23 protein-coding genes and 6 tRNA genes are annotated in these 24,266 nt (G+C 36.5%); 4 read left to right on the top strand and 25 right to left on the bottom strand.

Annotated elements, in window-relative coordinates; all coding sequences use genetic code 11:
- Positions 1 to 2 precede the first annotated feature (2 nt).
- Together FD46_RS09770 and trhA are read right to left on the bottom strand one after the other, a co-directional pair.
- A complete protein-coding gene (locus tag FD46_RS09770; protein ID WP_057896978.1) occupies positions 3 to 686 on the bottom strand; it encodes a ribonuclease H family protein in 684 nt (227 codons plus the stop codon).
- A 157-nt stretch (positions 687 to 843) separates the two neighbouring features.
- A complete protein-coding gene (gene trhA, locus FD46_RS09765) occupies positions 844 to 1,473 on the bottom strand; it encodes a PAQR family membrane homeostasis protein TrhA (RefSeq protein WP_057896977.1) in 630 nt (209 codons plus the stop codon).
- 174 nt (positions 1,474 to 1,647) lie between these two features.
- On the opposite strand from trhA, the gene FD46_RS09760 reads away from it, so the two are divergent.
- The gene (locus FD46_RS09760) at positions 1,648 to 2,163 is read left to right on the top strand and encodes a DUF1836 domain-containing protein (RefSeq protein WP_057896976.1); all 516 of its coding nucleotides are present in this window, start codon (positions 1,648 to 1,650) and stop codon (positions 2,161 to 2,163) included.
- A gap of 65 nt (positions 2,164 to 2,228) precedes the next feature.
- Here the strand turns inward: FD46_RS09760 and FD46_RS09755 are convergent, their stop codons facing one another.
- From FD46_RS09755 to cdaA, 14 genes are all read right to left on the bottom strand, one after another.
- Positions 2,229 to 3,092 carry a class II fructose-bisphosphate aldolase gene (locus tag FD46_RS09755; protein WP_057896975.1) on the bottom strand — a complete coding sequence of 288 codons (864 nt, stop codon included), beginning with the start codon at positions 3,090 to 3,092 and terminating at the stop codon, positions 2,229 to 2,231.
- A 122-nt stretch (positions 3,093 to 3,214) separates the two neighbouring features.
- Positions 3,215 to 3,379: a FeoB-associated Cys-rich membrane protein gene (locus tag FD46_RS10390; protein WP_157047114.1), complete on the bottom strand. Its 165-nt coding sequence runs from the start codon at positions 3,377 to 3,379 to the stop codon at positions 3,215 to 3,217.
- The gene (gene feoB, locus FD46_RS09750) at positions 3,376 to 5,511 is read right to left on the bottom strand and encodes a ferrous iron transport protein B (RefSeq protein WP_057896974.1); all 2,136 of its coding nucleotides are present in this window, start codon (positions 5,509 to 5,511) and stop codon (positions 3,376 to 3,378) included. The genes FD46_RS10390 and feoB overlap by 4 nt, the downstream gene beginning before the upstream one ends.
- Positions 5,508 to 5,987 (bottom strand): FeoA family protein, encoded by a 480-nt coding sequence (locus tag FD46_RS09745; protein WP_057896973.1) that lies wholly within the window; start codon positions 5,985 to 5,987, stop codon positions 5,508 to 5,510. The genes feoB and FD46_RS09745 overlap by 4 nt, the downstream gene beginning before the upstream one ends.
- 374 nt (positions 5,988 to 6,361) lie before the next feature.
- Positions 6,362 to 7,036: a phosphate signaling complex protein PhoU gene (phoU, locus tag FD46_RS09740; protein ID WP_057896972.1), complete on the bottom strand. Its 675-nt coding sequence runs from the start codon at positions 7,034 to 7,036 to the stop codon at positions 6,362 to 6,364.
- Between the two features lie 18 nt (positions 7,037 to 7,054).
- Positions 7,055 to 7,810 (bottom strand): phosphate ABC transporter ATP-binding protein PstB, encoded by a 756-nt coding sequence (gene pstB, locus FD46_RS09735; RefSeq protein ID WP_057896971.1) that lies wholly within the window; start codon positions 7,808 to 7,810, stop codon positions 7,055 to 7,057.
- A gap of 11 nt (positions 7,811 to 7,821) precedes the next feature.
- Positions 7,822 to 8,631, bottom strand: coding sequence for a phosphate ABC transporter ATP-binding protein PstB (gene pstB, locus FD46_RS09730; RefSeq protein WP_057896970.1), 810 nt, complete (start codon positions 8,629 to 8,631; stop codon positions 7,822 to 7,824).
- An 11-nt stretch (positions 8,632 to 8,642) separates the two neighbouring features.
- A complete protein-coding gene (pstA, locus tag FD46_RS09725) occupies positions 8,643 to 9,530 on the bottom strand; it encodes a phosphate ABC transporter permease PstA (RefSeq protein ID WP_057896969.1) in 888 nt (295 codons plus the stop codon).
- Position 9,531: 1 nt separating this feature from the next.
- Positions 9,532 to 10,455 (bottom strand): phosphate ABC transporter permease subunit PstC, encoded by a 924-nt coding sequence (gene pstC, locus FD46_RS09720; protein ID WP_057896968.1) that lies wholly within the window; start codon positions 10,453 to 10,455, stop codon positions 9,532 to 9,534.
- A 246-nt stretch (positions 10,456 to 10,701) separates the two neighbouring features.
- Positions 10,702 to 11,601 (bottom strand): phosphate ABC transporter substrate-binding protein, encoded by a 900-nt coding sequence (locus FD46_RS09715; protein WP_057896967.1) that lies wholly within the window; start codon positions 11,599 to 11,601, stop codon positions 10,702 to 10,704.
- A gap of 316 nt (positions 11,602 to 11,917) precedes the next feature.
- On the bottom strand, positions 11,918 to 12,226 hold the full coding sequence (locus tag FD46_RS09710; RefSeq protein ID WP_057896966.1) for a hypothetical protein: 309 nt from the start codon (positions 12,224 to 12,226) through the stop codon (positions 11,918 to 11,920).
- Between the two features lie 860 nt (positions 12,227 to 13,086).
- The gene (gene glmM, locus FD46_RS09705; protein WP_057896965.1) at positions 13,087 to 14,451 is read right to left on the bottom strand and encodes a phosphoglucosamine mutase; all 1,365 of its coding nucleotides are present in this window, start codon (positions 14,449 to 14,451) and stop codon (positions 13,087 to 13,089) included.
- A 33-nt stretch (positions 14,452 to 14,484) separates the two neighbouring features.
- On the bottom strand, positions 14,485 to 15,624 hold the full coding sequence (locus tag FD46_RS09700; RefSeq protein WP_057896964.1) for a CdaR family protein: 1,140 nt from the start codon (positions 15,622 to 15,624) through the stop codon (positions 14,485 to 14,487).
- Positions 15,621 to 16,463, bottom strand: a complete 843-nt coding sequence (gene cdaA / locus FD46_RS09695; RefSeq protein ID WP_057896963.1) for a diadenylate cyclase CdaA — start codon at positions 16,461 to 16,463, stop codon at positions 15,621 to 15,623. The genes FD46_RS09700 and cdaA overlap by 4 nt, the downstream gene beginning before the upstream one ends.
- Before the next feature lie 207 nt (positions 16,464 to 16,670).
- On the opposite strand from cdaA, the gene FD46_RS09690 reads away from it, so the two are divergent.
- The gene (locus FD46_RS09690; protein ID WP_235805613.1) at positions 16,671 to 17,306 is read left to right on the top strand and encodes a DUF1361 domain-containing protein; all 636 of its coding nucleotides are present in this window, start codon (positions 16,671 to 16,673) and stop codon (positions 17,304 to 17,306) included.
- Positions 17,307 to 17,472: 166 nt separating this feature from the next.
- On the opposite strand, the gene FD46_RS09685 is transcribed toward FD46_RS09690, so the two are convergent.
- Entirely contained in the window at positions 17,473 to 19,572 is a 2,100-nt protein-coding gene (locus FD46_RS09685) for a cation:proton antiporter (protein ID WP_057896961.1), read from the bottom strand.
- An 89-nt stretch (positions 19,573 to 19,661) separates the two neighbouring features.
- Positions 19,662 to 20,570: a UDP-N-acetylmuramate dehydrogenase gene (murB, locus tag FD46_RS09680; protein ID WP_057896960.1), complete on the bottom strand. Its 909-nt coding sequence runs from the start codon at positions 20,568 to 20,570 to the stop codon at positions 19,662 to 19,664.
- A gap of 131 nt (positions 20,571 to 20,701) precedes the next feature.
- Between murB and FD46_RS09675 the strand changes: the two genes are divergently transcribed.
- Both FD46_RS09675 and FD46_RS09670 read left to right on the top strand, forming a co-directional pair.
- Entirely contained in the window at positions 20,702 to 21,457 is a 756-nt protein-coding gene (locus FD46_RS09675; RefSeq protein WP_057896959.1) for an exodeoxyribonuclease III, read from the top strand.
- A gap of 16 nt (positions 21,458 to 21,473) precedes the next feature.
- The gene (locus tag FD46_RS09670; RefSeq protein WP_057896958.1) at positions 21,474 to 22,007 is read left to right on the top strand and encodes a 3'-5' exonuclease; all 534 of its coding nucleotides are present in this window, start codon (positions 21,474 to 21,476) and stop codon (positions 22,005 to 22,007) included.
- A gap of 163 nt (positions 22,008 to 22,170) precedes the next feature.
- Here FD46_RS09670 and FD46_RS09665 read toward each other — a convergent pair whose 3' ends face one another.
- The 7 genes from FD46_RS09665 to FD46_RS09635 form a co-directional block, all read right to left on the bottom strand.
- Positions 22,171 to 23,478: an ammonium transporter gene (locus tag FD46_RS09665; protein WP_057896957.1), complete on the bottom strand. Its 1,308-nt coding sequence runs from the start codon at positions 23,476 to 23,478 to the stop codon at positions 22,171 to 22,173.
- Positions 23,479 to 23,704: 226 nt separating this feature from the next.
- Positions 23,705 to 23,789: transfer RNA gene (locus FD46_RS09660), tRNA-Leu, on the bottom strand.
- A gap of 53 nt (positions 23,790 to 23,842) precedes the next feature.
- Positions 23,843 to 23,913: transfer RNA gene (locus tag FD46_RS09655), tRNA-Cys, on the bottom strand.
- Positions 23,914 to 23,935: 22 nt separating this feature from the next.
- Positions 23,936 to 24,007: transfer RNA gene (locus FD46_RS09650), tRNA-Gln, on the bottom strand.
- 8 nt (positions 24,008 to 24,015) lie between these two features.
- A tRNA-His gene (locus FD46_RS09645) sits at positions 24,016 to 24,088 on the bottom strand.
- 6 nt (positions 24,089 to 24,094) lie between these two features.
- Positions 24,095 to 24,168 (bottom strand) — tRNA-Trp (locus tag FD46_RS09640).
- Positions 24,169 to 24,179: 11 nt separating this feature from the next.
- A tRNA-Tyr gene (locus FD46_RS09635) sits at positions 24,180 to 24,262 on the bottom strand.
- Positions 24,263 to 24,266 lie beyond the last annotated feature (4 nt).

The following is a 24,266-nucleotide window of genomic DNA, read 5'->3' as shown; positions in this document are numbered from 1 at the left end:
CCTTATAATTTATCCATCGTTTCATTCAATAATTTATCCACAAAAACATTTCCCTCATTATTTCTATGCCCTTTAGTCCACTCATAAGTCAAGTTTGGAAAAACAGATAATAAAGATAAGACTTCTGCCCATAACTTTTGATTTGCAACGGCACTGCCACTCGCAGTTTTCCAGCCTCTTTTTTCCCAATTACGCAGCCATCCCTTTTGGAGTGCATCTAAAACATAGCGTGAATCCAAAGTAGCACAGATACTTTCTTTGTTTTTACCAATTTCTTTTATTTTTTTTAGAGCCTGTAATAATGCCATAACTTCCATTCTATTATTAGTTGCTCCATATTCACCAGCAGAATCGAAAAAACGCTGTGTATTTGTATCAATAAGGTACGCCCATGCTGCTTTATCATCACTTTTTACATGTTGGCCTTTTTTATTCCCGTGGTTGCGTGAACCTCCGTCTGTCCAAATGTGCAACGCAAATTTTTTTTCAGCTATTTTTGCCTTTTTAGATACCACTTTTTGTGGAGAAAAATTCGGCCTTTCTAGCCAATCTTTAGCAGCAGAAAACTCATTAAATCCTTTGAATAATGGCTTATTAAAACCATTTACTTCACGTTGACACTCAGCCCAAGTATGGTAAATTCCAGGTTTTCTGCCGCGTGCCACGACATAAAATTGATATGCGATTGTTTTTTCCTCCTATTACTATAACAGCCTAATTATAATACATAAAAGAAAATGAGTGTTCTATATACCACCTCATTTTCTTAGTTAGTTATATTAAAGTTTTCATTTTCAAAGAAATGGTCCAATAAGTTACCGTTAACTCTTAAAAAGATTTCAACTATAAGTAAAGGTATATAGAGAAAAACATAAACCCCGAGCCGAAAATCACTAAAATATGCCAATAAACATGAGTGTATTTGAGCCCTTTTATACTGTAAACCAAAGCTCCTAAAGTAAACATCAAGCCGCCTGAAACCAGTAATGAAAATCCTATTGTGCCAAGAGAAGCAAACAATTCTTTGGCCCCCAGCAAGCAAAGCCATCCCATAAGAACATAAGCGGTTGTTTCAACCCACTGCAGCTTTTTATGTACCAAAAGATGGAAAAGAATACCTGCAATTGAAAGGGTCCAGATAAGTGCTAGGATAACTAACCCCGCAGTACCCTTAATTCCAATTAAACAATATGGGGTATAGGTTCCAGCAATCAAAACAAAAATACTGCAATGGTCAAGGGCTTGGAAAACCTTTTTTGCTTTCGTAAAATAAAGACAATGAAATAAGGTAGATGCCGTATAAAGGGTTAATAGTGAAATTCCATATATCAAGAAAGCACAAAACAATAGTACACTTTTACTCTGAATTGCTTTAAAAAGTAAAAAAGCAAAAGCTACAATACTCAGTATCAAACCAACCCCATGTGTAATTCCGCTCCAAATTTCATTTAGTAAAAGTTCTTTCTTATTCATAATTATTCTCCTTTAAACATCATTCTGTTGTTAGCATAACATAGAATTAAAGTCTAGGTAAAGTGATTTATTATTTTATGAAATCTGAATATCATTTTAAATTTTAAATTGTATGTTATACTTGTTTGGTACTTAATGTTTAATTGTATTTTTTATTTTCTGTGAGGTTAAAAAATGGATAACGAAGAATTTATAAAATGGCTTAAAGGTTTCAGTGAAATTCGTCTTCCTTTGTGGAGCGAGTTTCCTGATTTTGAACTCTATATGGATCAACTGATAAATTTAGGTAATCGTTACCTCGAAAGACTGCTTGAAAGTAAAATTACACCTTCAATGGTTAATAGTTATGTAAAAAAGGGGCTTATGCAACGACCAAGCAAAAAAAAGTATACTGCAGCTAATGTTGCAGAATTAGTTGTAATCAGCCTTTTGAAATCGATCTATCCTCTAGAAACGATTAAAAGCGGTATCAGACAAGCGATTAAAGCTAATTCTATTAGCAAGTCCTATGATTATTTTGCTAATCTTTTTAACCAGACCATCAGCCTGATTGGGGAGAGAGAAGCTGCATTAAATTTTTCCTATGAAAATAATTTAATGGAACTGACTGAACAGTTTGCAATTCATTCACTAATCTATAAACTAATTGGCCAAAAACTGGTGGAACTTCAGCTTCCAGCTAAGAAATAAAAAAGACCCCTTCAAAAACGAAGGGATCTTTTTTGCTTTAAATCAGCTATAAGTAATTAACTGTTTTATTTAACAGATGGTGTGCCGAACCAATCAATACGTTCTTTAACAACGTCTGTAATTGCTTTTGTTCCTGGTGCAAGCAACTTACGTGGATCGTATCCTTTACCTTCTTGGTCTTTTCCTGCTTCAATATACTTACGTGTTGCGGCAGCAAATGCCAATTGGCATTCAGTATTAACATTAACCTTTGAAACACCCATAGAAATAGCCCTTTGGATTTGTTCCTTAGGAATACCTGAACCACCATGCAATACAAGTGGGGTAGCGATCACATCAGCAAGTTCCTGCAGACGGTCAAAGTGAAGTCCCTTCCAGTTTGCCGGGTATTTACCATGAATGTTACCAATTCCACATGCCAAATAATCAACACCTGTTGCAGCAATCTTCTTTGCTTCTTCAACGTCAGCTAATTCGCCTTCGCCGATAATTCCGTCTTCTTCACCACCGATAGAACCAACTTCAGCTTCAACGGAAATGTTCTTAGCATGTGCTAATGCAACAATTTCCTTTGTTTTTTCCAAGTTTTCTTCGAAAGGAAGGTCATGGCCATCAAACATAACAGATGTGTAGCCAACCTTGATACATTCTTTGGCAGCTTCATAGTTACCATGATCAAGATGCATCACAACTGGAACTGTGATTCCCATTGCCTTGATTTCTTGTTGAACCAAGTTAAGGCAGAGCTCATAACCACCCATGTACTTGCCGGCACCCATAGAAGTTTGCACCAAAATTGGTGTATTTGTTTCTTGAGCAGCAGCTAAAATAGCACGTGTCCATTCCAAATTATTAATATTAAATGCCCCAACTGCATAATGACCTTTGCGTGCTGCAGCAAAGATTTCGTTACCGTTTACGATTGACATAAAACAGCCTCCTAAATTATATTACTCTTTTGAGTACGTTTATATTCTAACACAAAACAGCGATAATTCTAATCTTTATTTGAAAGTTTTTTCACTAGCATTTTGAAAATCCATTTTTACTTTTACTTTTTCATCTTCTCTTTCAATTTAACGGGATCCACCAATGGGCAACCGATATCATCACAATTATGGCAGCCAGATAACCCATTTTGTTTAAAAAAACGCACATAAACAACATAGCCGACACCTGAAAAGATAATAACTGCAAGTACAATAGTCGCTATCATAATAAATCGCTTCCTTTCATCATTTCTTTAATTTGGTAAAAACCTTCACTTTTATCTTTTTTGAAGAATAGGCAATATACAAAGAGTGCTAATATTAAAACAACCCATAACACTGCTGTTAACGTTATTTTTTGTTGCAATAATTCAGAAACTTGATAAAGTAGCACAGCAATTAAATATGCCAATCCCGTCTGGTACAAAAGTGCCTTCATAGTCCATCCTAAGTCTCCGTACTCCTTATACATTGTACCAATTGCAGCAAAACAAGGAGCACAAAGGAGATTAAACGCCAAAAATGCATATCCAGCTGCTGGAGTATAAGTTTGGCGCAGAAGATGTACAAAGGTGTTGCTACCCCCGCTTCCAAAAGTTATCCGCAATGTTCCTACACAATTTTCTTTAGCAATCAAACCTGCTAGCACGGCCACCGTGGCATGCCAATCTCCAAAACCAAGTGGTGCAAAAATAGGGGCAATTCCAGTTCCAAAGTAGCGCAGCATACTTTGATTTTCCGGAACCATCTGCAAGTTAAAACTGAAACTTGATAAAAACCAAATTATCACGCAAGAAGCAAAAATAATCGTTCCAGCTTTATGTATAAAACTTCGCGCCCTATTTACAACCTGCTTTGTTACGTTACTAAGTTTTGGAAAATGATAGGCAGGCAATTCCATTACGAAAGGAAGCGGAGGCCCAGCAAAAAGATTTGTCTTTTTTAAAAAAATACCTGAACCAATAACTGCAAGCATCCCCAAAAAATATGCAGAAGGAGCTACCCAGCTTTTCTGTGGAAAGAAAGTCCCAGAGATCAACGCAATTACCGTCAGTTTTGCCGAACATGGCATAAAAGTAGTCAGCATGATTGTCATTTTACGATCCCTATCATTTTCAATAGTCCTGGTCGCCATAATTCCAGGAACTCCGCAACCAGTAGAGATTAACATTGGAATAAATGATTTTCCAGAAAGGTTAAAACGATGAAAAATTCTGTCCATTACAAAAGCAATTCTTGCCATATAACCGCAATCTTCCAAAATTCCCAAACACAAAAAAAGCATCATAATTTGTGGAACAAACCCCAGTACTGAACCCAGCCCATTAATAATTCCATCGATGATTAGACTCTTCATCCAAGCTGCAACATGCCATGTATTCAAAATTGCAGCAGCGGTTTCTGGTATCCACTTTCCAAAAAGAACGTCATTCACCCAATTTGAGCCTATAGTGCCAATTGTTTGAATCGAAAGATAGTAAACAAACCACATCACAAAAATAAAAACAGGAAAAGCAAACAAGCGGTTGGTAACAAACCTATCTACTTCATCGCTTAGACTCATAGTAAAATCATCTTTTTCAACAACACACATTCCAACTATCTTAGCAATATACTCATAACGTGCATTAACGATGATACTATCACTGCTGTCTTCAAAAATTTTTTCGGCCGTGCCAATAATATTTTCAATATCTTCTTTGCGAGTAGCATCAAGATGAACTTTTTGCCAGATTTCTTCGTCGCGTTCAAAAAATTTAATTGCATACCAACGTAAATCTTGCGATGGGATAATTCCTGCCAGATTTTTTGAGATCATCATTAAAGCACTTTCAAGCCGCTTATCATATTCTGGGAAGTGATACTTCGCCTCCGTACCGGAATTTTTCATGATCTTTTCTTTCAACTGAGCAACATTAGTGTTTTTTAATGCACTGATTCCTATAACAGGAACGCCCAGCAAGTAAGAAAGCTTATCTATGTTAATTCTTCTGCCAGTATTTTTAACAACATCAACCATGTTAAGAGAAACTACCAGCGGCAACTTTGTTTCCATCAATTGCAATGTTAAATATAAATTGCGTTCAAGGTTTGTTGCATCCACAACATCTACTACCAAATCCGGTTTTTTTTCAACCAAAAATTTACGTGTGATCAATTCTTCACTTGTGTATGGTGAAAGCGAATAAGTGCCGGGCAAGTCCTGAATAATAATGCTATTTTCCCCTTGCAAGTACCCGCTTTTACTTTCAACTGTCACCCCAGGCCAGTTTCCCACCATCTGATGTGCGCCCGTCAATCGATTAAAAAGAGTTGTCTTACCGCCATTAGGATTTCCTGCTAAAGCGACAGTCTTCATTGCTCTACCTCCGTAACCATCACATAATCAGCCTCTTGCTTACGTAGACTTAATTTGTAACCGCGCAACAATACTTCAAGCGGATCACCAAGGGGGGCAGTCTGGTTAACTTTAACCATGGTATTTTTTGTAAGCCCCATGTCCAACAAACGCTTTCTGACTCGCTTATCACCTAACACTTTGGCAACAATTGCTTCTTTACCAACAGACACACTGGAAAGGCTCTTGCATTTTTTGATAAAAATTTCATTCAAAGAACGGACTATAATTAACGAAGCAACGGAATGATTCAGTGCTAGACGCTGACCTCGTAAGTAAATTACCATACCGCTTTCAGTCTGTGAAGTTGAAATAACAGTCAAGTTAACACCAACAATTATACCTATTTCATTGAGACGCCTCACAAAGCGCGAATTGCCTAAAATATTAGTTATAACATATTTTCCCTTTTGACCAATCAATGCTAAACTTTCCATGTTATTCACTTCCCCATAAATGAGAATATTTTCATTTACTTAAAACTAGCATACTTTTTATACTTGTTCAATCCTTAATTTGTCGCTGATTTTTTATATATGTAACAATTATTTTGTTAAAAAGAAAGCGTCCAAAAATTAAAATTTCTCAAATATCGCAATATTAATTAAAAGGAACTGAGTCAAAAATTAACTTTTGACTCAGCCCCCTTAATCTACAATATACGTATTAACGTGTTTCAATAGTCAGTTTTTTCCACTCAACAACGAATTATTCATAGTAAAATTCAGGCTATGTTCGTAATTGGCTGTTAATGCTCAAAGCCTAACGATTATTGTCACACTCATTTTTAATTAGTACTTTGTGAGCTAATTTATTTTTTATATGAAGAATTAGGCCCAAGTTCAACTATTCTACCTGTATTGGTATAAACAATCCATTCAGCTACGTTAGTCACATAATCACCTATTCTCTCTAGATGAGTCCCGACAATTAGGTACTCTGAACCAACAGCTACGAAACTTGAATTTCTTTGCATTTCCTCAATTGCCTGTTCTCTTACCTTACGCAAATACCGATCACTTTCAGAGTCGGTTTGTGCAACCTTGCGTGCAGCAGTTTCGTCATTGTCGACATAAGCCTTAATGATTTCTTCTAGCATCTTGTGAACATGTTGACTCATAGCAACTAAAGTATTCTCAATTTCTTCATTCCTATTTTGACTGCCAATTCGTACTGCGGCATGCGTAACATTTACTGCATGATCACCAATTCTTTCAAGGTCTGAACTAGCCTTAAGAATTGTAATGAGCACTCTTAAATCACTAGCAACGGGCTGTTGCAGTGCAATTACCTGTGCTGTTTTTCTTTCAAGATAAATTTCACTTTCATTGATCCGATCATCATTTTCTACTATCTTTGTTGCCAGTTCTTCATCATGATTCTTAAAAACTTCGGTGGCATTTTCAATAGCCTTAGCCACTTCTCTTCCCATTTGAGCAAAATCTTTGTGCAAATTTTCTATCTGTTCTTCCAAAATCTTTCGCATGATTTATTCTCCCCCTGCCTAACCAAATCTTCCACTGATATAGTCGTCTGTTTCTTGCCGCTGTGGGTTTAAAAACAAGCTTTTTGTTTTTCCTGCTTCAATCAACTCACCATTAAGGAAGAAAGCTGTTTTATCAGAAATACGGGAAGCTTGTTGTAGGTTATGTGTAACAATTACAATTGTGTAGTTATCACGAATCGTCAATAACATATCCTCAATTAATCCACTTGAAACTGGATCAAGTGCGCTTGTCGGTTCGTCGAGTAAAATAACATCAGGCTGGACAGCTAAAACACGTGCAATACATACACGCTGCTGCTGCCCGCCAGAAAGTGAAAGAGCACTTTTACGCAGATCATCTTTTACTTCATCCCAAACTGCAGCCTGCTTAAGACTTTGTTCAACACGTTCATCAAGGACTTGTTTATCTTTAACCCCGTCAATTCTTAATCCGTAAGTTACATTATCATAAATTGAAAAGGGAAAGGGATTGGGTTGTTGAAAAACCATGCCGACTTTTTTACGTAAAGCAACAGTATCAGTTTTTGGACTATAAATGTCTTGACCATTAATCATGATGCTGCCTGTAATTTTAACACCCGGAATAAGGTCATTCATTCGGTTCAAAGTTCTTAAATAAGTAGACTTCCCGCAGCCTGAAGGGCCAATCAATGCATTGATTCCCTTATCTGGAAATGACAGAGTAATCCCCTTTAACGCTTCTTTTTTTCCGTAATAAAGATGTACATCCTTTGTTGTAATAAATTCGTCCATTACTGCTCCTCCTAGCCGAAATTCCCTGAAATATAATCATTAGTTGCCGTTACTTTCGGCACCGTAAAAATATGCTTTGTTTTATCATATTCGAGAATATGGCCAAGATGGAAAAATGCCGTATAGTCACTTATTCTTGAAGCTTGTTGCATATTATGCGTAACAATAATGATTGTGTACCGTTTCTTTAGTTCTACCAGTGTTTCCTCAATTTTGCTTGTAGAAATAGGATCCAGAGCACTTGCGGGTTCATCTAGCAATAGGATATCCGGCTTCATAGCAATTGTGCGTGCAATACACAGACGCTGCTGCTGCCCTCCTGAAAGAGACCATGCACTTTTATCAAGATCATCTTTTACTTCATCCCAAATAGCAGCATCCCGTAAACTTTGTTCAACAATTTCATTAAGCTTCTGTTTATTTTTAAGTCCTTGTTCTTTCAAAGCAAAAGTAATATTTTCCCGAATAGATTTTGAAAAAGGATTAGGCCGTTGAAAAACCATCCCAATATGTTTTCGCATTTCGTACACGTTGATTTTTGAGGTATTGACATCCAAGCCGCGATACATAATTTGTCCATCAACTTTAGCCACATTATCATTCATTCTGTTAAGAGAACGCAAATAGGTTGACTTTCCCGAACCGGAAGCACCAATCAATGAAGTTATTTTATAACGTTCAAACTGCAAATTTCCATCGAATAAAGCATGGTTGTTCCCATAATAAACTTGCAGATTCTTGGTTTCGATTGCAATTTCATGTTCGTTGGGATCAAACTTAAGGATACTTTTTTCATTAAAATCATACTTATTAATGCTCATAATTAATCCTCCTACTTAGTAGCCGTCAACTTATGGTATAAACTATTTCCAAGAACACGGGCCAGTAAGTTGAAAATCAAAACGGCAATAATCAAGACAGCAGAAGAACCAGCTGAAACTGCAGCTGCATCGGGCATAACACCTTCTGAATTGATTTTCCAAATATGAACTGCCAGTGTTTCTGCGGGTCTAAACAAATTAAGCGGGCTAGCTGAGTTAAACGGATTCCAATCTCCAAAGTCAATATTCGTAGCACTTTGTCCGGCTGTATAAATCAATGCCGCAGCTTCTCCAAATACACGACCAGCGCCTAAAACAACCCCTGTAATAATTCCAGGCAGTGCTTCAGGAAGAATAACTTTAGTAACAGTTTTCCATTTTGAAAGTCCCAATGACATTCCTGCTTCACGTTGCAAGTCTGGAATTGCACGCAATGATTCTTCAATATTTCTCGTCAACAAAGGTAAATTGAAAAAGGTCAAAGCAATGGCACCAGAAAGAATTGAAAAGCCCATCTTCATCTGAACAACAAATAATAAGAACCCAAACAAACCAACTACAACTGATGGCAGGGAACTTAAAACTTCAATTGCCATTCGCACAATAGCAGTTAAAAAGTTTTTAGGAGCATATTCTGAAAGAAAAATACCAGCTCCTAAAGAAATTGGAAAAGAAATAATCAAAGTAAGTGCTAAAAGATAGATAGAATTAAACAATTGAACCCCAATTCCGCCGCCGCTTTCAAATGATTGTGAAGCTGCTGTCAAAAAGTGCCATGAAATATGCGGAATACCAGAAATCAATATCTTTCCAAGTAAGAAAACCAAAATTAAAACTACCAGGGCCGCAAGAATTCGAATGACTGCGATTGCAATATTATTTTGTAATTTTGTTCCCATATTAATCCAGTCTCCCTTTACGTCCAATAAGTCGAACCACGATATTGAAAATCAGTGACATTAACAAAAGAATCAGAGCTAATGACCAAAGAGCATTATTACCTACTGTACCCATGACAGTATTACCAATTCCCATTGTTAAAACACTTGTTAATGTTGAAGCTGATGATAATAGACCCTTAGGCATCAGTGCAGCATTACCAATGACCATCTGAACAGCCAATGCTTCACCAAAAGCACGTGCCATACCAAAAATAATTGCAGTTAAGATTCCAGAAGTTGCAGAACGCAAAAGGACCTTATAAATTGTCTGCCATTTTGTTGCCCCCAAAGCAAGGGAAGCTTCTTTGTAGTAGCGTGGAACCGCACGCAAACTGTCAACAGTCATTGATGTCACTGTAGGAAGCACCATTACAAAGAGCACAATCGAACCAGAAAGGATTCCATAACCAGAGCCTCCAAAATGATTACGTACAAGCGGAACCACTACAGACAAACCAATAAAGCCATAAACAACTGAAGGAATACCAACAAGAAGTTCAACAACGCTTTGAAGAATTTTTTCTCCTCTTTTAGAAGCAACTTCAGTCATATAAAGAGCCGTCCCGATTGCAAAAGGAGTTGCAAAAATAACTGCCAAGATAGTAACTCCAAAGGAACCTGTAATCATTGGTAATGCTCCCAGCATAGGTTTCCCGCTTGCATCAGTCGCAGTAGGATTCCAGTTTTTACCCGTCAAAAATTCCCAAAAATTTGCCTTATTAACAGTAAAAGTAGCGATGCCTTTTGAAGCAACAAAGACAAAAATCGAAAGAACAACTATCATAATAAACGCAATACACAGGTAGGTGAGAAAGCGTCCCAAAATATCCTGTCTAGTTTCTTTCGAGGTGCTTTGTATTTTATTCTTAATAGGATCATCCATTTAAAAAACACCTTTCTAACAAAATTTGGGAGTAAACAAGACTCGTTAAAAACGGTCCGTTTGCCCCCATAAATTATAAATTACAAGCTATATCACAAGCGAGAATCTGAAAATGACTTGCTAACAAGGCTCTAAAAAATCCAAATAAAATCATAAGATTATTTCTAGCTGAACAAGGTAGTCCATCTTTGAAGATAAAAGATCTACTGAATTTTTTCATTAAAAGCTACCTCGCTTCAGCTTAAATTACTTATCAGTAACTTTACCATCTGAATCTTTTTGAACTTTCATATTGCTGATAGAAATATATCCAAGGTCTTTAACTAAACCTTTTTGTACTTTTGATGACTTCATGTAGTCCAAGAAAGATTTAGCAGCAGTATCTGGTTTACCTTTAGTGTACATGTGTTCATAAGACCAAATTTTCCATTTATTTGTTGTTACATTTGCATCAGTTGGTGCAACTCCGTCAATTGAAAGTGCCTGAACATCAGACTTAACATATGAAAATGCTAAATAACTGATTGAACCTGGAGTCTGGGCAATCATCTTTTGAACAGTACCATTGGAATCCTGTTCTTGAGATTTTGCAGCTGTTTGTCCATTCATAACAGCACTTTCAAACGTTGCTCTAGTACCACTACCAGAAGGACGGTTGATCAAGACGATTTTTTCATCTTTACCACCAACCTGGTTCCAATTTGTAACCTTACCAGTAAAGATGTCACGTAATTGACTCATTGTAACGTTTTTTACACCGGCGTCTTTATTAACAACAGGAGTCATACCTACAACAGCTACTTGATGATCTACAAGGTCTTCTGCCTTAATTCCGCTTTGCTTTTCTGCAAAAATATCAGAGTTACCGATCGTAACAGCACCAGACTGAACTTGGCTTAAACCTGTACCAGAACCTCCGCCCTGAACAGTAATATTAACCTTAGAATTATCTGCTTGGAAGTTCTCAGCGGCCTTTTCTACTAAAGGTTGTAAAGCTGTGGAGCCAACAATCGTAATTTTTCCTGAAACAGTTTTGCTTGAAGCAGATGAGGATGAAGAACTGGAGTTGGAGTTTGAATTTCCACATCCTACAAGTAATGCAGTGCTTGCAATGATAACTGTAGCAATTTTGGTGAGATTTTTCATTTTTCTACTTCTTCCTTTCCTTGTTACATGCTGTATTTTATCCTGTTAATGTAAAGAATGGATACACCTTTTTGTAACGTTTATGTAAAGAAAAAAATAATTGCTATTTTCCTAAAAAACAGCAGGTTCGTTTAAAAATATTATAGTCTGAAAAAGTATTTTTATTAATTAGCAACTGAATTATAAGCTTTTGGGCTTAATTATAGTAAGTTCTTCTAATAATAGATCAGAACAATTAATTACCGAAAAATCACGAATTACTCTTTAAAAATTATGTTGCTATTTTGCTTAATATTTCAATTTCATTCTTCAGTCATTACGCAATATGATTTTCTCGCAAAACTTGTTTGACCACTTTTTGCATATGAGGCGTTTTGCTCCATTCTTCAAAATGAGTAAAATCTTCACTAGGCATTTCAAAATTTTCATTGACATATTTCTCATACTCGATAACACTACTAGAACGCGGAATATTAAGCTGCAATATTCTCACTTCTTTGATCATACCACGCTGTACTGCAAGTTCCGCACGGCCATTTTGAACCACGTTAGAAATCTCATAGTATCTTGTGCCGTCATTTCGCGTAATTTCTTCAATTAAGGTTAAAGTTTCTTCATTTTTCATTATTTTCACCATCTTACCTTTCCAAATTATTATAAAGAAAAAACCTTCAAAGTGTCAATTTGAGCAAAGCAAAACCACCGCAATAATGCGGTGGTTGGCATAAGAGAGAAAGAGAATTGATTAGAAGGTAACTATTAATTACCTTACTTCTAGATGATAGCGCTTTTTGCAAACGCTGTCAACAAGTTTAAACTTACCTTTTCATTTTTCCTGTTATTCGTTTTCAGCTATACTATAATATTAGAAGGATTGCGAGGTTATTGCTTATGATTAATTCTAAACAATTTGGCTTAAGTATGATATTAGGATTTGTGACACTTCTACTAAAAGGTTTCTTATCATTGTTTAATCACTACTCAGGCTCTATTGCTGTTATCCAAACCTTTTTTACGTTAATTCAGACTTCTTTTTGGTTCATACCGATACTGGTATTACTGCTTACGTATTTGTTTATTAGTTTATGTTACTACATTCTCTTTCGCTTCGTTAACTTCTTAGTCTTACTCTTCAAATAACTATAGTAGCTTGCCAGTGATTAGATGAAAGTTGTATATTCAGATATTAAATAAAATATGTAATATAGTTAGCAAGAACTTTTTTGATACTAATAATTACACAACATATAGAATCACAACTTAATATAGAGGTAATTCAAGAACTGTCAAAAAGTAGTTCATTTTAAGACTCAATTGCCTGAATACCACCAAAGTCAACAAAGGCTTGGTCAAATGACCAAGCCTTATTTTATAACCTGTAATATGCTAGCATGTATCAATAGTCATTTTTTTGTTTACCCACTACCACTCTATCGTTCATAATCCGCAATTAATGCTCAAAAACTAATGGAACCGCCCATCAAGTTAATCTTTTTCATTAGTGCCTAGTTCTTTTTCGACCACTGTTGCAATCGCGGTAACGTACTCATGTACTTGCTCTTTAGTCTTTGCCTCTGCCATCACCCTTAAAAGGTTCTCGGTTCCGCTAGGCCTTACTAAGACACGTCCTTCAGCGCCCATCTTACCTTCTACATTTTGAATGATTTCTAACACTGCTTTATTTTTCAAAGCAGCTTTTTTGTCTGTGACTTCAACATTTATTAATTCCTGTGGATATGTTGTTACTTCAGCGGCAAGTTCTGACAGCTTTTTACCTGTCTGCTTAACAACATTCATTAATTGTAACGCAGTTAGCATCCCATCTCCCGTAGTATTAAAATCAAGAAATACCACATGTCCAGATTGCTCACCGCCAAGATTATAACCGTTTTTGCGCATTTCTTCTACCACATAACGATCTCCTACTCTGGTCTTGACAGAATTCAAGCCATTTTTAGCCATTGCTTTATATAGACCAAGGTTGCTCATTACAGTAGTCACTATTGTATCTTTCTTTAAACGCCCACGTTCACTTAGGTACTTGCCGCAAATATACATTACTTTATCGCCGTCAACAATATTGCCAAGTTCGTCAACAGCAATACAGCGATCGCCATCACCATCAAAAGCAACACCCATTTGTGCCTCTTGTTCAACTACAAAGTGTGCCAAAGTTTCAGGATGTGTAGACCCAACATTTTTATTAATATTCAAACCATCAGGCTCTGTCGCAATAGTTGTAAAATCAAGCCCCAAGTCAGCAAATAACCTTGAAACAGCTCCGCTCGTTGCACCGTTAGCACCGTCAACAGCAATTTTCAAACCTTCTAAGTCATCAGGGATAGTCTGTTCCAAAAACTGCGTATACTTCAAAATTCCTTCATGATATTCACTCAAAGTGCCTAAACCTTGTGCTGCAGGCCGTGGAAGTTCATCTTTTGAACTTTCGAGAAGTTCCTCAATTTCTTCTTCCTTTTCATCAGATAATTTAAATCCGTCACCACCGAAGAATTTTATTCCATTATCTTCTACCGGATTATGCGAAGCAGAAATCATTATTCCTGCATCTGCATCTTGCACACGGACAAGGTAAGCTACACCAGGGGTAGTAATGACTCCTAAAGAAAAAACTTCAATTCCAACAGATAAAAGTCCAGCTATTAAAGCATTCTCCAGCATTTGGCCCGAAATTCGTGTATCGCGTGCAACTAAAACCCTTGGTGCTTTACCACTATTTTCTGCATGTTTAGTTAATATAAAGCCACCGCAACGACCGAGTTTGAAAGCAAGTTCTGGACTTAAACTTTCATTTGCAACTCCCCTGACTCCGTCTGTTCCAAAATATTTCATTATTTTTAATCCTCATTTCCACAACAAATTTATTTAATCACTTTGACTGCTTGAAACCGAAGTTGAAGCGGAAGATACCGTTGATACTGACTCACTGCTATCTTTTGAAGAGCTCGAAGAACTTTCTTCACTACTGCTGGATGAAACTTTCTCTGTTTCCCGAGTAGAGTCACCCTCTGAAGTCGTTTTATTTGCAGTTTGGTCATCCGTTACATCGATTTTTACCTTAATACTTTTTGGCTGAATAGAAGAAATGCCATTTCCTGGTGATTGTAGCTCAATTGTCTGTGTTTCTGAATCAGCAAGCCCAGAAATAGGAACTGGCACCGTCATCTTGCTTATCCTGCTCAAAGCTCCTTTAGTTCCGTTCACTGTAACTTCTTTAGTACTGCTCGAAAAACGGTAACTTTTACCGCTAACACCATTTCCGCTTGCCGAAAAATCTACGGCAACTTTTTTGGAAGAAGTTGAATTGTAAATAGGAATACGTACCCTTGCAGCCTGCGGAGTGATTACCACGTTCAAAATTTTACCCCTATTATTCACAGCTTGCAATAGAACAGAACGGCTTACTGTTTCCTTAGTACCCTTGGTTAAATCAACTACCGCTAACACTTCGGAAATATTATTAATATCATCTTTAGCACCTGTCACACTAACTGCTTGCGGATCCGCGGTAAGACGTCCTACTCCATAGTCACCTGCAATCTTTTCCTTATCATACCTAAACTGAACTGGAAAAGTGGCAGTTTTCCTTGGACTAATCGTAACCTTGATAGTTTTAGGGTTAATTGTATAGTCCAATTCTTTATTTAACCCTGATTGTTTAAGTTTAACTTCATGGGTTCCAGTCTTTAATTTATTGAGGTCTGCATAAATTCTAAAGTTTCTTGTATTAGCAGTAGTAGTCACTAAAGCGCTTGGCCCCGTAATTTTAACATTAACCCTTGAGGGATAGCCCGTTACAAAATATTTATCGCTATTTACATCAAGTTGCAAAGAAACATTCATTGATTCAGTTCTGTTTGACAACATCCCAGCTTCGTTATTATTTGAACTATTTCTTGTAGTACTCAATTTATCCGAATTAGTATATACAAAAAGAAATATAGCAAGTATCAGTGCAACTATTCGATAAAAAAGGCGGCTTTCAATAATTTTATTGAAATTCAATGCTTCCGACCTCCTTTAAATAGTTCCATAAAGAAACTGCCAACTCCGTTTGTTTTTTGCTTTTTAGGAGCGACAATCAATTCCTTTTTTAGAAGTTTCAAATAATCTTCACGTGTTAAATCCCGCAATAGCTCATTATTTTCCGTGATCGTTACTCCACCCGTTTCTTCTGAAACAACGATTGTTAAAGCATCAGTAACTTCACTGATTCCGACAGCCGCACGATGCCTAGTACCTAGAGCTTTAGGAATCAAATTACTTTCAGAAAGAGGAAGGTATGCAGCGGCAACAGCAATTTTATTATTTTTTATAATCACAGCTCCATCATGTAATGGTGTGTTGGGAATAAATATATTTATCAGTAACGCCCCAGTAATCTCAGCATTTAAGCCAATTCCCGTCTCAATGTAATCTTCAAGTCCAGTTTCCCTTTGAATTGTGATTAAGGCTCCAATTCTTCTCTTTGACATATACTGTATTGCTTGATCAAGGGCTTTAATCATTCGTAATTCATCTTCATTTTGTTTTTTATTATGAACAAAAAGTGATCCTCTGCCCAAATGTTCCAAACCTCGCCTGATTTCAGGCTGAAAGATAATGATGATTGCGATAAATCCCCAATTAATAATTTGGTTCGTAATCCAAGAAACTGTCTGCAAGTCAAAAAACCAGCTCACAAACTTAATTGCAACGATAACGATTACGCCTCTAAAAAGCTGTACCGCTTTTGTTCCGCGCAGTAACATCATCAGTTTATAAACTACATACCATACGACTAAGATGTCTACTAAATTGACTAAGTGCTGCCACGAAAATAGGCTTTCCCAAGCAATGCCCATTCTTTTACCTCCTAATATATTTAAATTAATTATATCACGTCTAAATTTAATTTACCGCGGTCGATTATAAAAGATTAAGAACTTCTCAAACCATTGATAATTAGTTTATTTCAACTCACAATTTGCTACAATAGTTATAATAGAAATTAGGTGATGACTATGAGTTTAAAAAATCGTTGGTTAGTTCGTCTTTCCTTTTTATGTTTTATGTTTTATGTTTACTTCACTATTAGTTCGCATAATGGGGTATATAGTTTTTTGCTTTTAAATACTTTATTAGGATATATTCCCATCGAACTTGCAATTCAGATCAAACCTCATCAAAATAATTTTTCTTTATTATTTTTAACAGTTTTATGGATCCTTTTTTATCCAAATGCGCCTTATGTTTTAACAGATCTATTCCACCTTGCTATGCTTGATCCATATAGCAGTGCCACGGGCTTAATGGAATTCAACCTTCATTTGTGGCTGAATTTTACAAACTTGGTTGCAAGTGCTCTGGCGTGTTCATTAATGGGACTTTGGAGCTTAGAACATGTCGCAAATTCAATTTTAGTCCATTTCAATCTTTGGACTAGAATAAATAAAAATATTTTAATTTTCGCCTTGATCTTAATTTCTTCAGTTGGCATTTATATAGGGCGTTTCTTGCGTTTGCATACTGCTTATCTATTCTTAAGCCCAAGATGGGCTATGGAGCAACTTCTGGCAATGTGGAATCCCCGAATGTTAATTTTTATCCTTTTTATGACAATTATTCAAATGATCATGTGGGTTACTTTTACGGTAGCACGTTCTTCGCTTAACGAAACTGAAAAGAATTTGTTAAAGAAAGGTTAAAATATTATAGTAAATTCAAAAGAGGCTGTGACAAAATAAATGCTTTGCCATAGCCTCTAGTTTTATTATATTTACGCATTATTTAAGTTAACACATTCCCAAGATCAACAACTTGCGGTTAGCAGCAAATTATTATTAGCTTACTCTGGTTACTTAACGTAGTTTATTAATTTGACAATACACTGGCTCTTAAATTTAAACTTTCCTCATGGTTTATATATTGTTGCAGTGCAATTGCAGACTGATGAGTAATATAATGCTGCTCTACTAAATACTGAAGAGCAAGCCGTTGCGCAGAGATTGATTTAAACCGCAATTTTCTCACTTGTTCTTGATATTCCTGTTTTCCTAAAGATTCTTCATTTTTCTGCTTTTCTATTACACTACGATACGAGATTATCATGTGGTATAGTACTTCTCGATTAAATTCTTTTTCATTAACATCCGGATCTTTTAAATAAGCAGATAATGCACTAATAGCTGATTTTGCTAACATTCTTTCAGCGTAACGAAATTCTGTTCCATAACTTTCATCTCTTTTAATTCCTATCCATAATGAAAGTGAACGCCATAGTCGTCGTGCAGACTCTATAACAGTTGGAAATGGCCAATCACGATTAACTCTGGCTTTACGTTCTACCGCCCTTAGCTGCCTTTGCAAAGATCTTTCAAATTTTAAATAAACTTTTTCATGTATCTGATGTGTTTGATACAATCTTTTTAATTCTTTTAACTGGCCTTTAAGGGCAACCTTACGCAGCTTGATCTGATCTGCAGTTGCAGCATTGTTTTCATCTTCCCCCTGCTCTGCAGATTCAAGTCTTTTTACCATAAATTGATATTCCAATATTAATTGATATACGGCTAATTGGTTATTTTGTCTGCGTTGCTCTTCAAGGCTACGAACTGCACTTTTTAAGATATACAGTTTAGCTTGATTGCTATTAACCTGTTGCTTTTCTTCATCATCCGAGTCATCGTCATCATCAAGAGGTTCTAAAACACCACGTGTTTTCAACTCCATCGGGTCATGCACAATAAATGGCAATACTACAATAGCAACTACCATGCTTAAAATAATTACACCTGCAGCAATAAAGAGAATAAGTGATCTTTCCGGAAAAGGATCCCCAGCTGATGTTTGCATAGGAATCGTCAAAGCAGCAGCCATTGTGATTGCTCCTCTTACTCCAGAAATTCCAGATAAGAAAGCAATCTTCAGACGTCTTTTTACTGATACATTTCGATAATCACGAGTAAATATTTGATAACAATATGTCCAAACAACTCTTATTACTAAAAGAATCAGCCACATAACAAATACAAATAAGATTGCCTTTAAAGTGCTGACATTTTCGCTTTCAATTGTACCATGCATCGCCACCGGCAACTCTACACCTAAAATCGTAAACATAACACCATTCAAAAGATAAATGATCAAATCCCAGGTTCTTTCACTGACCAAATTAATCTCAGGTTGAATGCGAATGAAAGAATATCTTTTCGAAGCAAACATAACACCTGCAACTACAACCGCAATGACTCCAGATGCATGAAAAGTCTCTTCTGTAACTATGTAAATAATAAAAGGAACACAAATCTGAAGTACCGTGTTAAAAACAACATCATTAAAACCCTTCATAATCAACCATTCAATGCTCAGAATGACCAGACTAATCAACACAAAACCAAGAACCAAACCGAATATTCCAAAATAAAGCAGATCTCCTAATGCTTGTGTTAAAGAAAAATATCCTGTAATTGCTACAGCAATAGCATATTTAAATCCTATCAAACCACTTGCGTCATTAATCAAACTCTCTCCACTTACTAAGTGTAATATTTTATCAGGCAGTTTAACTTGTCTTGAGATAGAATGAACAGCTACTGGATCAGTCGGTGCTAAAATTGCGGCTAAGGAAATACCAACAGCCAGCGGCATATTTGGAATTACCAAGTGAATCAGGTATCCTCCCAGCAGCATTGTAATAAAAACCAAGATAATTGCATTATTAAAGATTGCACCCTTTAATTTCCACAATTCTTCTTTAGGAAACTTACGTCCGTCATTATAAAGCAGCGGAGCGATAAACAATAATAAAAACCAGCTTGAGTCCAAATTAATCTTAAGATTAAGAATTAACGCGAAAAAAGTTCCCAAAAAAATTTGGATAAGACTTACCGGAATAAATTTAAAATAGTGATTAATTAAATTAGATAATAAAACCAATAATACTAGACCGATAACAGTCTCAATAATTGTCATCCAGTACACACCTCCAGTATTAATTATTGCAAAAAAAAGTAAAAAAAAAAAGCACTTCGCTTAAACTTACGCGAAGAACCCTCTAAAAATCACTTTTTTTCTCCGATAATTCTTACTTCTGTCTCGAGTGTAACGTCAAAGAGTTTTTGAACGCATTTCTGAACATGTTCAATTACGGCTAAATAATCACTAGCGGTCGCATTTCCGCGGTTAACAATGAACCCAGCATGTTTAAGTGAAATCTGCGCTCCTCCCACCTGAAATCCCTGCAGCTTTGCATCATGAATCAATTTTCCAGTGTAATGCCCAGCAGGTCTTTTAAAAACACTCCCGCAAGAAGGATATTCCAGTGGTTGTTTGGAAGCTCGCAAAAAATTAACTTCATCCATCTTTGTGCGAATTACTTTTTTATCATCCTGCTTTAAACTAAAAGTAGCTGCCAGTACAATTTCACCGGTATCTTGAATTCTGCTATGACGATAACTGAAGTTCATTTTTTCTTTTGGATAGCTTTTGATCTCCCCAGCCTTGGTTAATACATCTACTCTTTCAACAACTTCACAGACTTCACCACCGTAAGCTCCTGCATTCATGAAAATTGCACCGCCGATGCTTCCTGGGATTCCAGCAGCAAATTCAAGACCAGATAAACCTGAATGATAAGCACATTCTGTAGTATCGATCATAGAAGCCCCTGCAGCCGCTATTACTTTATCATGCTGCACTTTTATGCTGTTCATTTTACTCAGAATTATTACTAAACCGCGAATACCACCATCTCTTACTATTAGATTGCTTGCATTTCCAATCACAGTCAAAGGAAGCTTCATCTTGTTAGCTGTGAACACCATCGCTTTTATTTCATCATACTCTCTAGGAAATGCCAAGAGTTCCGCTGGGCCACCAGTTTTTGTATTTGTATAATTTGATAAAGGCTCATCAACTAAAATTTTGCTTTGGGAGAAGAGTTCAGCAAAAGTTTCCTGTACTTGTAACATCATTTTTATCCTCACATTCACTTATTCTGATTTAATTTTAACACTTTCTGTAATCTTTGTTGGTAGTTTTTTTTCTTCCATCCTGATAGAATTAACAATAGCTAAGTAAAATAGGAAGTAAGGTAAGTAACATGAAATTTATTTCGTGGAATGTAAACGGACTGCGAGCGATAGTAAAAAAAAATTTTACAGATACCTTTGAAAAACTAAATGCAGACTTCTTTTGCGTTCAAGAAACAAAACTTCAAGAAGGGCAGTTAAATCTTTCACTTTCTGGTTATCATCAGTATTGGAATTACGCACAAAAAAAGGGATATTCTGGTACTGCTATTTTTGCAAAAAAACCTGCTATTAATGCTAAGTATGGTATTGGTAATGACCATTTTGATTCCGAAGGCCGAGTAATCACGCTCGAATATCCAGACTTTTACTTGGTTAATTGCTATACGCCAAACTCTCAAAATAGCTTGAATAGGCTTGAATTTAGACTTGAGTGGGAAAATGCTTTTCAAAGCTATCTCAAGAAACTAGATAAACAAAAACCGCTTATCCTTTGTGGTGATCTTAACGTTGCACATAATAATATTGACTTGAAAAATTGGCGTACAAATCAGCAACATGCGGGTTTTACCACTCAGGAACGAGAAAAAATGACACAACTTCTTTCAAGTGGGTTTATTGACACGTTCAGATTTCTTCATCCAGACGAAATTGGTAAATATACTTGGTGGAGTTATCGCTTTCATGCAAGAGATAATAATGCTGGGTGGCGCATAGATTATTTTATTGCTTCAAAAGTACTATATGCTAAGATCATTGCAGCTGATATATTATCTGATATATATGGCTCAGATCATTGCCCAATCGAACTTGATTTAAAAATATAGAAGGGAGTACTCACAGATGGATTTTGTCTCCATTGACTTTGAAACTGCAAATACAAAAAGAAATAGTGCTTGTTCACTTGCACTTACAGTGGTTCGTAATAACAGAGTCGTTGATGAACTGTACTCTCTCATCAATCCTCTGGCACCTTTTCATTGGCGTAATACACAAATCCATGGGATAAAAGCGCAGGATGTTGCTGATGCTCCGACCCTTTCAGAATTATGGCCGCATATTTTACCCTTTTTCGAACCGGATAAACTAATAGTTGCCCATAACGCACGTTTTGATTGCAGCGTTCTTAACCATAGCTTAGCACTTTATAATATAGCACAGCCGAACTACTTGATACTTGATACACTTGCGACTAGTCGCTCTTATTTTAAAGGTTTGCAAAATTACAAGCTTAATACAATTTGCCAACAACTTAACATTGCTTTGAAGCATCATCATAATGCTTTAGATGATAGTCGTGCTTGTGCAAACATTCTCTTGTATCAGCTTTCCCAATTTGGAGATACAGGGCTTAACAGCTTCATTAAGAGTGTCTAACATTCGTTTATTCTGCTCTGTTAAACGCATCAATAAAAATTTTTTCACTGTAAAAAATTAGGCTTTATGGTAATAAAAACTACCATAAAGCCTAATTTTTAAGTAATTATCCAAAATCACAAGAGCTATACATTTTATATACTAATACTACTTAATTATTGACTCAAGACTTTGGATTATTTAAATGTGCAAGTTGGCCTTGAAACTCTTTACCATACTTTTCAATATCTTTTGTTGCAGGTATTACAGTATAATCTGCGAACTCTCCGTGTTCCCCTTGATCAAGTCCAACTACTTCTTCCTTTTCATCAACACGAATTTTAACAAATAATTTTAAGATTACGACTACAATGCTTACTATAATTGTTACAAAAACAATTGTGAAGAGTGTCCCCACCAGTTGAACTGCTAATTGGTGAAAACCTCCTCCATAAAAAAGACCATTTTGCGTGAGTGCTGCATTGGCCGTTTTAGTAGCGAATGCTCCTGTTAAAATCGAACCTACTATTCCTGAAACACCGTGGCAACCAAAAGCGTCTAACGGATCATCATACTTCAACTTCGGTTTAACGTACGTGATAAATCCAAAACTAACAAGCGCACTGAAAACTCCAATCCAAAATGCACCAGCTCCAGTTACAAATCCAGCTGCTGGTGTAATTCCGACAAGCCCACAGATTGTCCCAGTACAAACTCCTTCAAGTGTTGGCTTACCTACAGTAACCATGTCCAAAATCATCCACATTACTAATGCCGCAGCCGTTGCAATTGTAGTTGTCAAGAATGCTTGCACAGCAACCTCATTCATTCCCAGTGCTGATCCCGCATTAAAACCATACCAGCCTATCCAAAGAATTGTAGTACCTAACAAAACCCAAGGCAGATTATAGTGCTCGCTTTTTTTATTGAAGTCTAATCTTCTCCCTAAAAAGACAGACAAAACTAATGCTGTGACACCTGCATTAATATGGACAACCGTCCCCCCAGCAAAATCCAGTACACCATAAGAAGCTAGCATTCCTTTTGCGCTCCAAACAATATGTACCATGGGATAGTAAACTAAAATAGACCAAAATACAATAAAAACCATCAAAAAATTAAACCGCATTCTACCAACAACAGCGCCTACAAATAAAGCAGGTGTAATAATTGCAAACATCATTTGAAAGATAAGATATGTTCCCACGTTAATTCCCAATTCTTTTGACTGCAGACTCGCCAAATTAACTCCAGCTAAGAAAAAGTGTTTTACCTGTCCAATTATTCCACCAATATCTCCGTTAAAAGATAATTCATATCCAACTGCAGCATAGAGAATAACTGCTATTCCACAAATAAAAAAAACAGAAAGCATAGTATTTACAACATTCTTTTTAGAAACCAAACCCCCATAAAAAAAAGCTAGCCCCGGTGTCATAAAAAACACCAAGACACTGGAAACAATTAAAAAAGTTGAATTCGCAGCGTTCATACAGATCCCTCCTAGTTGATGTCATAAATTGTAACATTTAAACTGTTGAATTGTCTATAGGAGATCTGTTACAAATTAATTTCTTATTTTTATTAAGTTAAATAGTTACAAAAAGTAATATTAAGTAACATAGAATTGGATATTTTGGTTTTTAATTAATTTTGTATTTGCAGACACAAAAAAACATAGGATCAAGAAAACTCCTATGCTTAAATAAGAAATATGATACCGGTGATCGGGGTCGAACCGATACGCCCTCAACGGGCACTGGATTTTGAGTCCAGCGCGTCTGCCAATTCCGCCACACCGGCATAACAGCCACTATAAAAAAATTATACTATAGTTAGCGCCTAAAAGCAACTAAAGGCGGTAACCGGATTTGAACCGGTGATGAAGGTTTTGCAGACCTCTGCCTTACCACTTGGCTATACCGCCAGTTAAAAGAACAAACCCCTAACTGGGTTAGCTGGATTCGAACCAGCGCATGAGGGAGTCAAAGTCCCTTGCCTTACCGCTTGGCTATAACCCAATTACAAGGGCGATAGGTGGGAATCGAACCCACGCGTGCCGGAGCCACAATCCGGTGCGTTAACCACTTCGCCACTATCGCCATAAATGGCAGGGGTAGTAGGACTTGAACCCACACTGACGGTTTTGGAGACCGTAGTTCTACCGTTAAACTATACCCCTATAAATATAAATGGAAGGGAGTGGATTCGAACCACCGAACCCGAAGGAGCGGATTTACAGTCCGCCGCGTTTAGCCAGACTTCGCTACCCTTCCATGG

The organism is Liquorilactobacillus oeni DSM 19972 (assembly GCF_001436275.1).
Lineage (GTDB): Bacteria > Bacillota > Bacilli > Lactobacillales > Lactobacillaceae > Liquorilactobacillus > Liquorilactobacillus oeni.
Note: the sequence above shows the minus strand (reverse complement) of the source record. Positions and strands in the feature narration are given on the sequence as shown.

What these genes read in the sequence shown, in the direction of transcription:
- phoU (WP_057896972.1), bottom strand. Translation starts at nt 7,036, where the DNA reads ATGCGAAAGATTTTGGAAGAACAGATAGAAAATTTGCACAAAGATTTT.
- FD46_RS09745 (WP_057896973.1), bottom strand. Translation starts at nt 5,987, where the DNA reads ATGGAAAGTTTAGCATTGATTGGTCAAAAGGGAAAATATGTTATAACT.
- glmM (WP_057896965.1), bottom strand. Translation starts at nt 14,451, where the DNA reads ATGAAATATTTTGGAACAGACGGAGTCAGGGGAGTTGCAAATGAAAGT.
- FD46_RS09685 (WP_057896961.1), bottom strand. Translation starts at nt 19,572, where the DNA reads ATGACAATTATTGAGACTGTTATCGGTCTAGTATTATTGGTTTTATTA.
- FD46_RS09675 (WP_057896959.1), top strand. Translation starts at nt 20,702, where the DNA reads ATGAAATTTATTTCGTGGAATGTAAACGGACTGCGAGCGATAGTAAAA.
- FD46_RS10390 (WP_157047114.1), bottom strand. Translation starts at nt 3,379, where the DNA reads ATGATAGCGACTATTGTACTTGCAGTTATTATCTTTTCAGGTGTCGGC.
- pstB (WP_057896971.1), bottom strand. Translation starts at nt 7,810, where the DNA reads ATGGACGAATTTATTACAACAAAGGATGTACATCTTTATTACGGAAAA.
- pstB (WP_057896970.1), bottom strand. Translation starts at nt 8,631, where the DNA reads ATGAGCATTAATAAGTATGATTTTAATGAAAAAAGTATCCTTAAGTTT.
- pstA (WP_057896969.1), bottom strand. Translation starts at nt 9,530, where the DNA reads ATGGGAACAAAATTACAAAATAATATTGCAATCGCAGTCATTCGAATT.
- FD46_RS09760 (WP_057896976.1), top strand. Translation starts at nt 1,648, where the DNA reads ATGGATAACGAAGAATTTATAAAATGGCTTAAAGGTTTCAGTGAAATT.
- FD46_RS09715 (WP_057896967.1), bottom strand. Translation starts at nt 11,601, where the DNA reads ATGAAAAATCTCACCAAAATTGCTACAGTTATCATTGCAAGCACTGCA.
- pstC (WP_057896968.1), bottom strand. Translation starts at nt 10,455, where the DNA reads ATGGATGATCCTATTAAGAATAAAATACAAAGCACCTCGAAAGAAACT.
- FD46_RS09710 (WP_057896966.1), bottom strand. Translation starts at nt 12,226, where the DNA reads ATGAAAAATGAAGAAACTTTAACCTTAATTGAAGAAATTACGCGAAAT.
- FD46_RS09670 (WP_057896958.1), top strand. Translation starts at nt 21,474, where the DNA reads ATGGATTTTGTCTCCATTGACTTTGAAACTGCAAATACAAAAAGAAAT.
- FD46_RS09665 (WP_057896957.1), bottom strand. Translation starts at nt 23,478, where the DNA reads ATGAACGCTGCGAATTCAACTTTTTTAATTGTTTCCAGTGTCTTGGTG.
- FD46_RS09690 (WP_235805613.1), top strand. Translation starts at nt 16,671, where the DNA reads ATGTTTTATGTTTACTTCACTATTAGTTCGCATAATGGGGTATATAGT.
- FD46_RS09755 (WP_057896975.1), bottom strand. Translation starts at nt 3,092, where the DNA reads ATGTCAATCGTAAACGGTAACGAAATCTTTGCTGCAGCACGCAAAGGT.
- trhA (WP_057896977.1), bottom strand. Translation starts at nt 1,473, where the DNA reads ATGAATAAGAAAGAACTTTTACTAAATGAAATTTGGAGCGGAATTACA.
- feoB (WP_057896974.1), bottom strand. Translation starts at nt 5,511, where the DNA reads ATGAAGACTGTCGCTTTAGCAGGAAATCCTAATGGCGGTAAGACAACT.
- cdaA (WP_057896963.1), bottom strand. Translation starts at nt 16,463, where the DNA reads ATGGGCATTGCTTGGGAAAGCCTATTTTCGTGGCAGCACTTAGTCAAT.
- murB (WP_057896960.1), bottom strand. Translation starts at nt 20,570, where the DNA reads ATGTTACAAGTACAGGAAACTTTTGCTGAACTCTTCTCCCAAAGCAAA.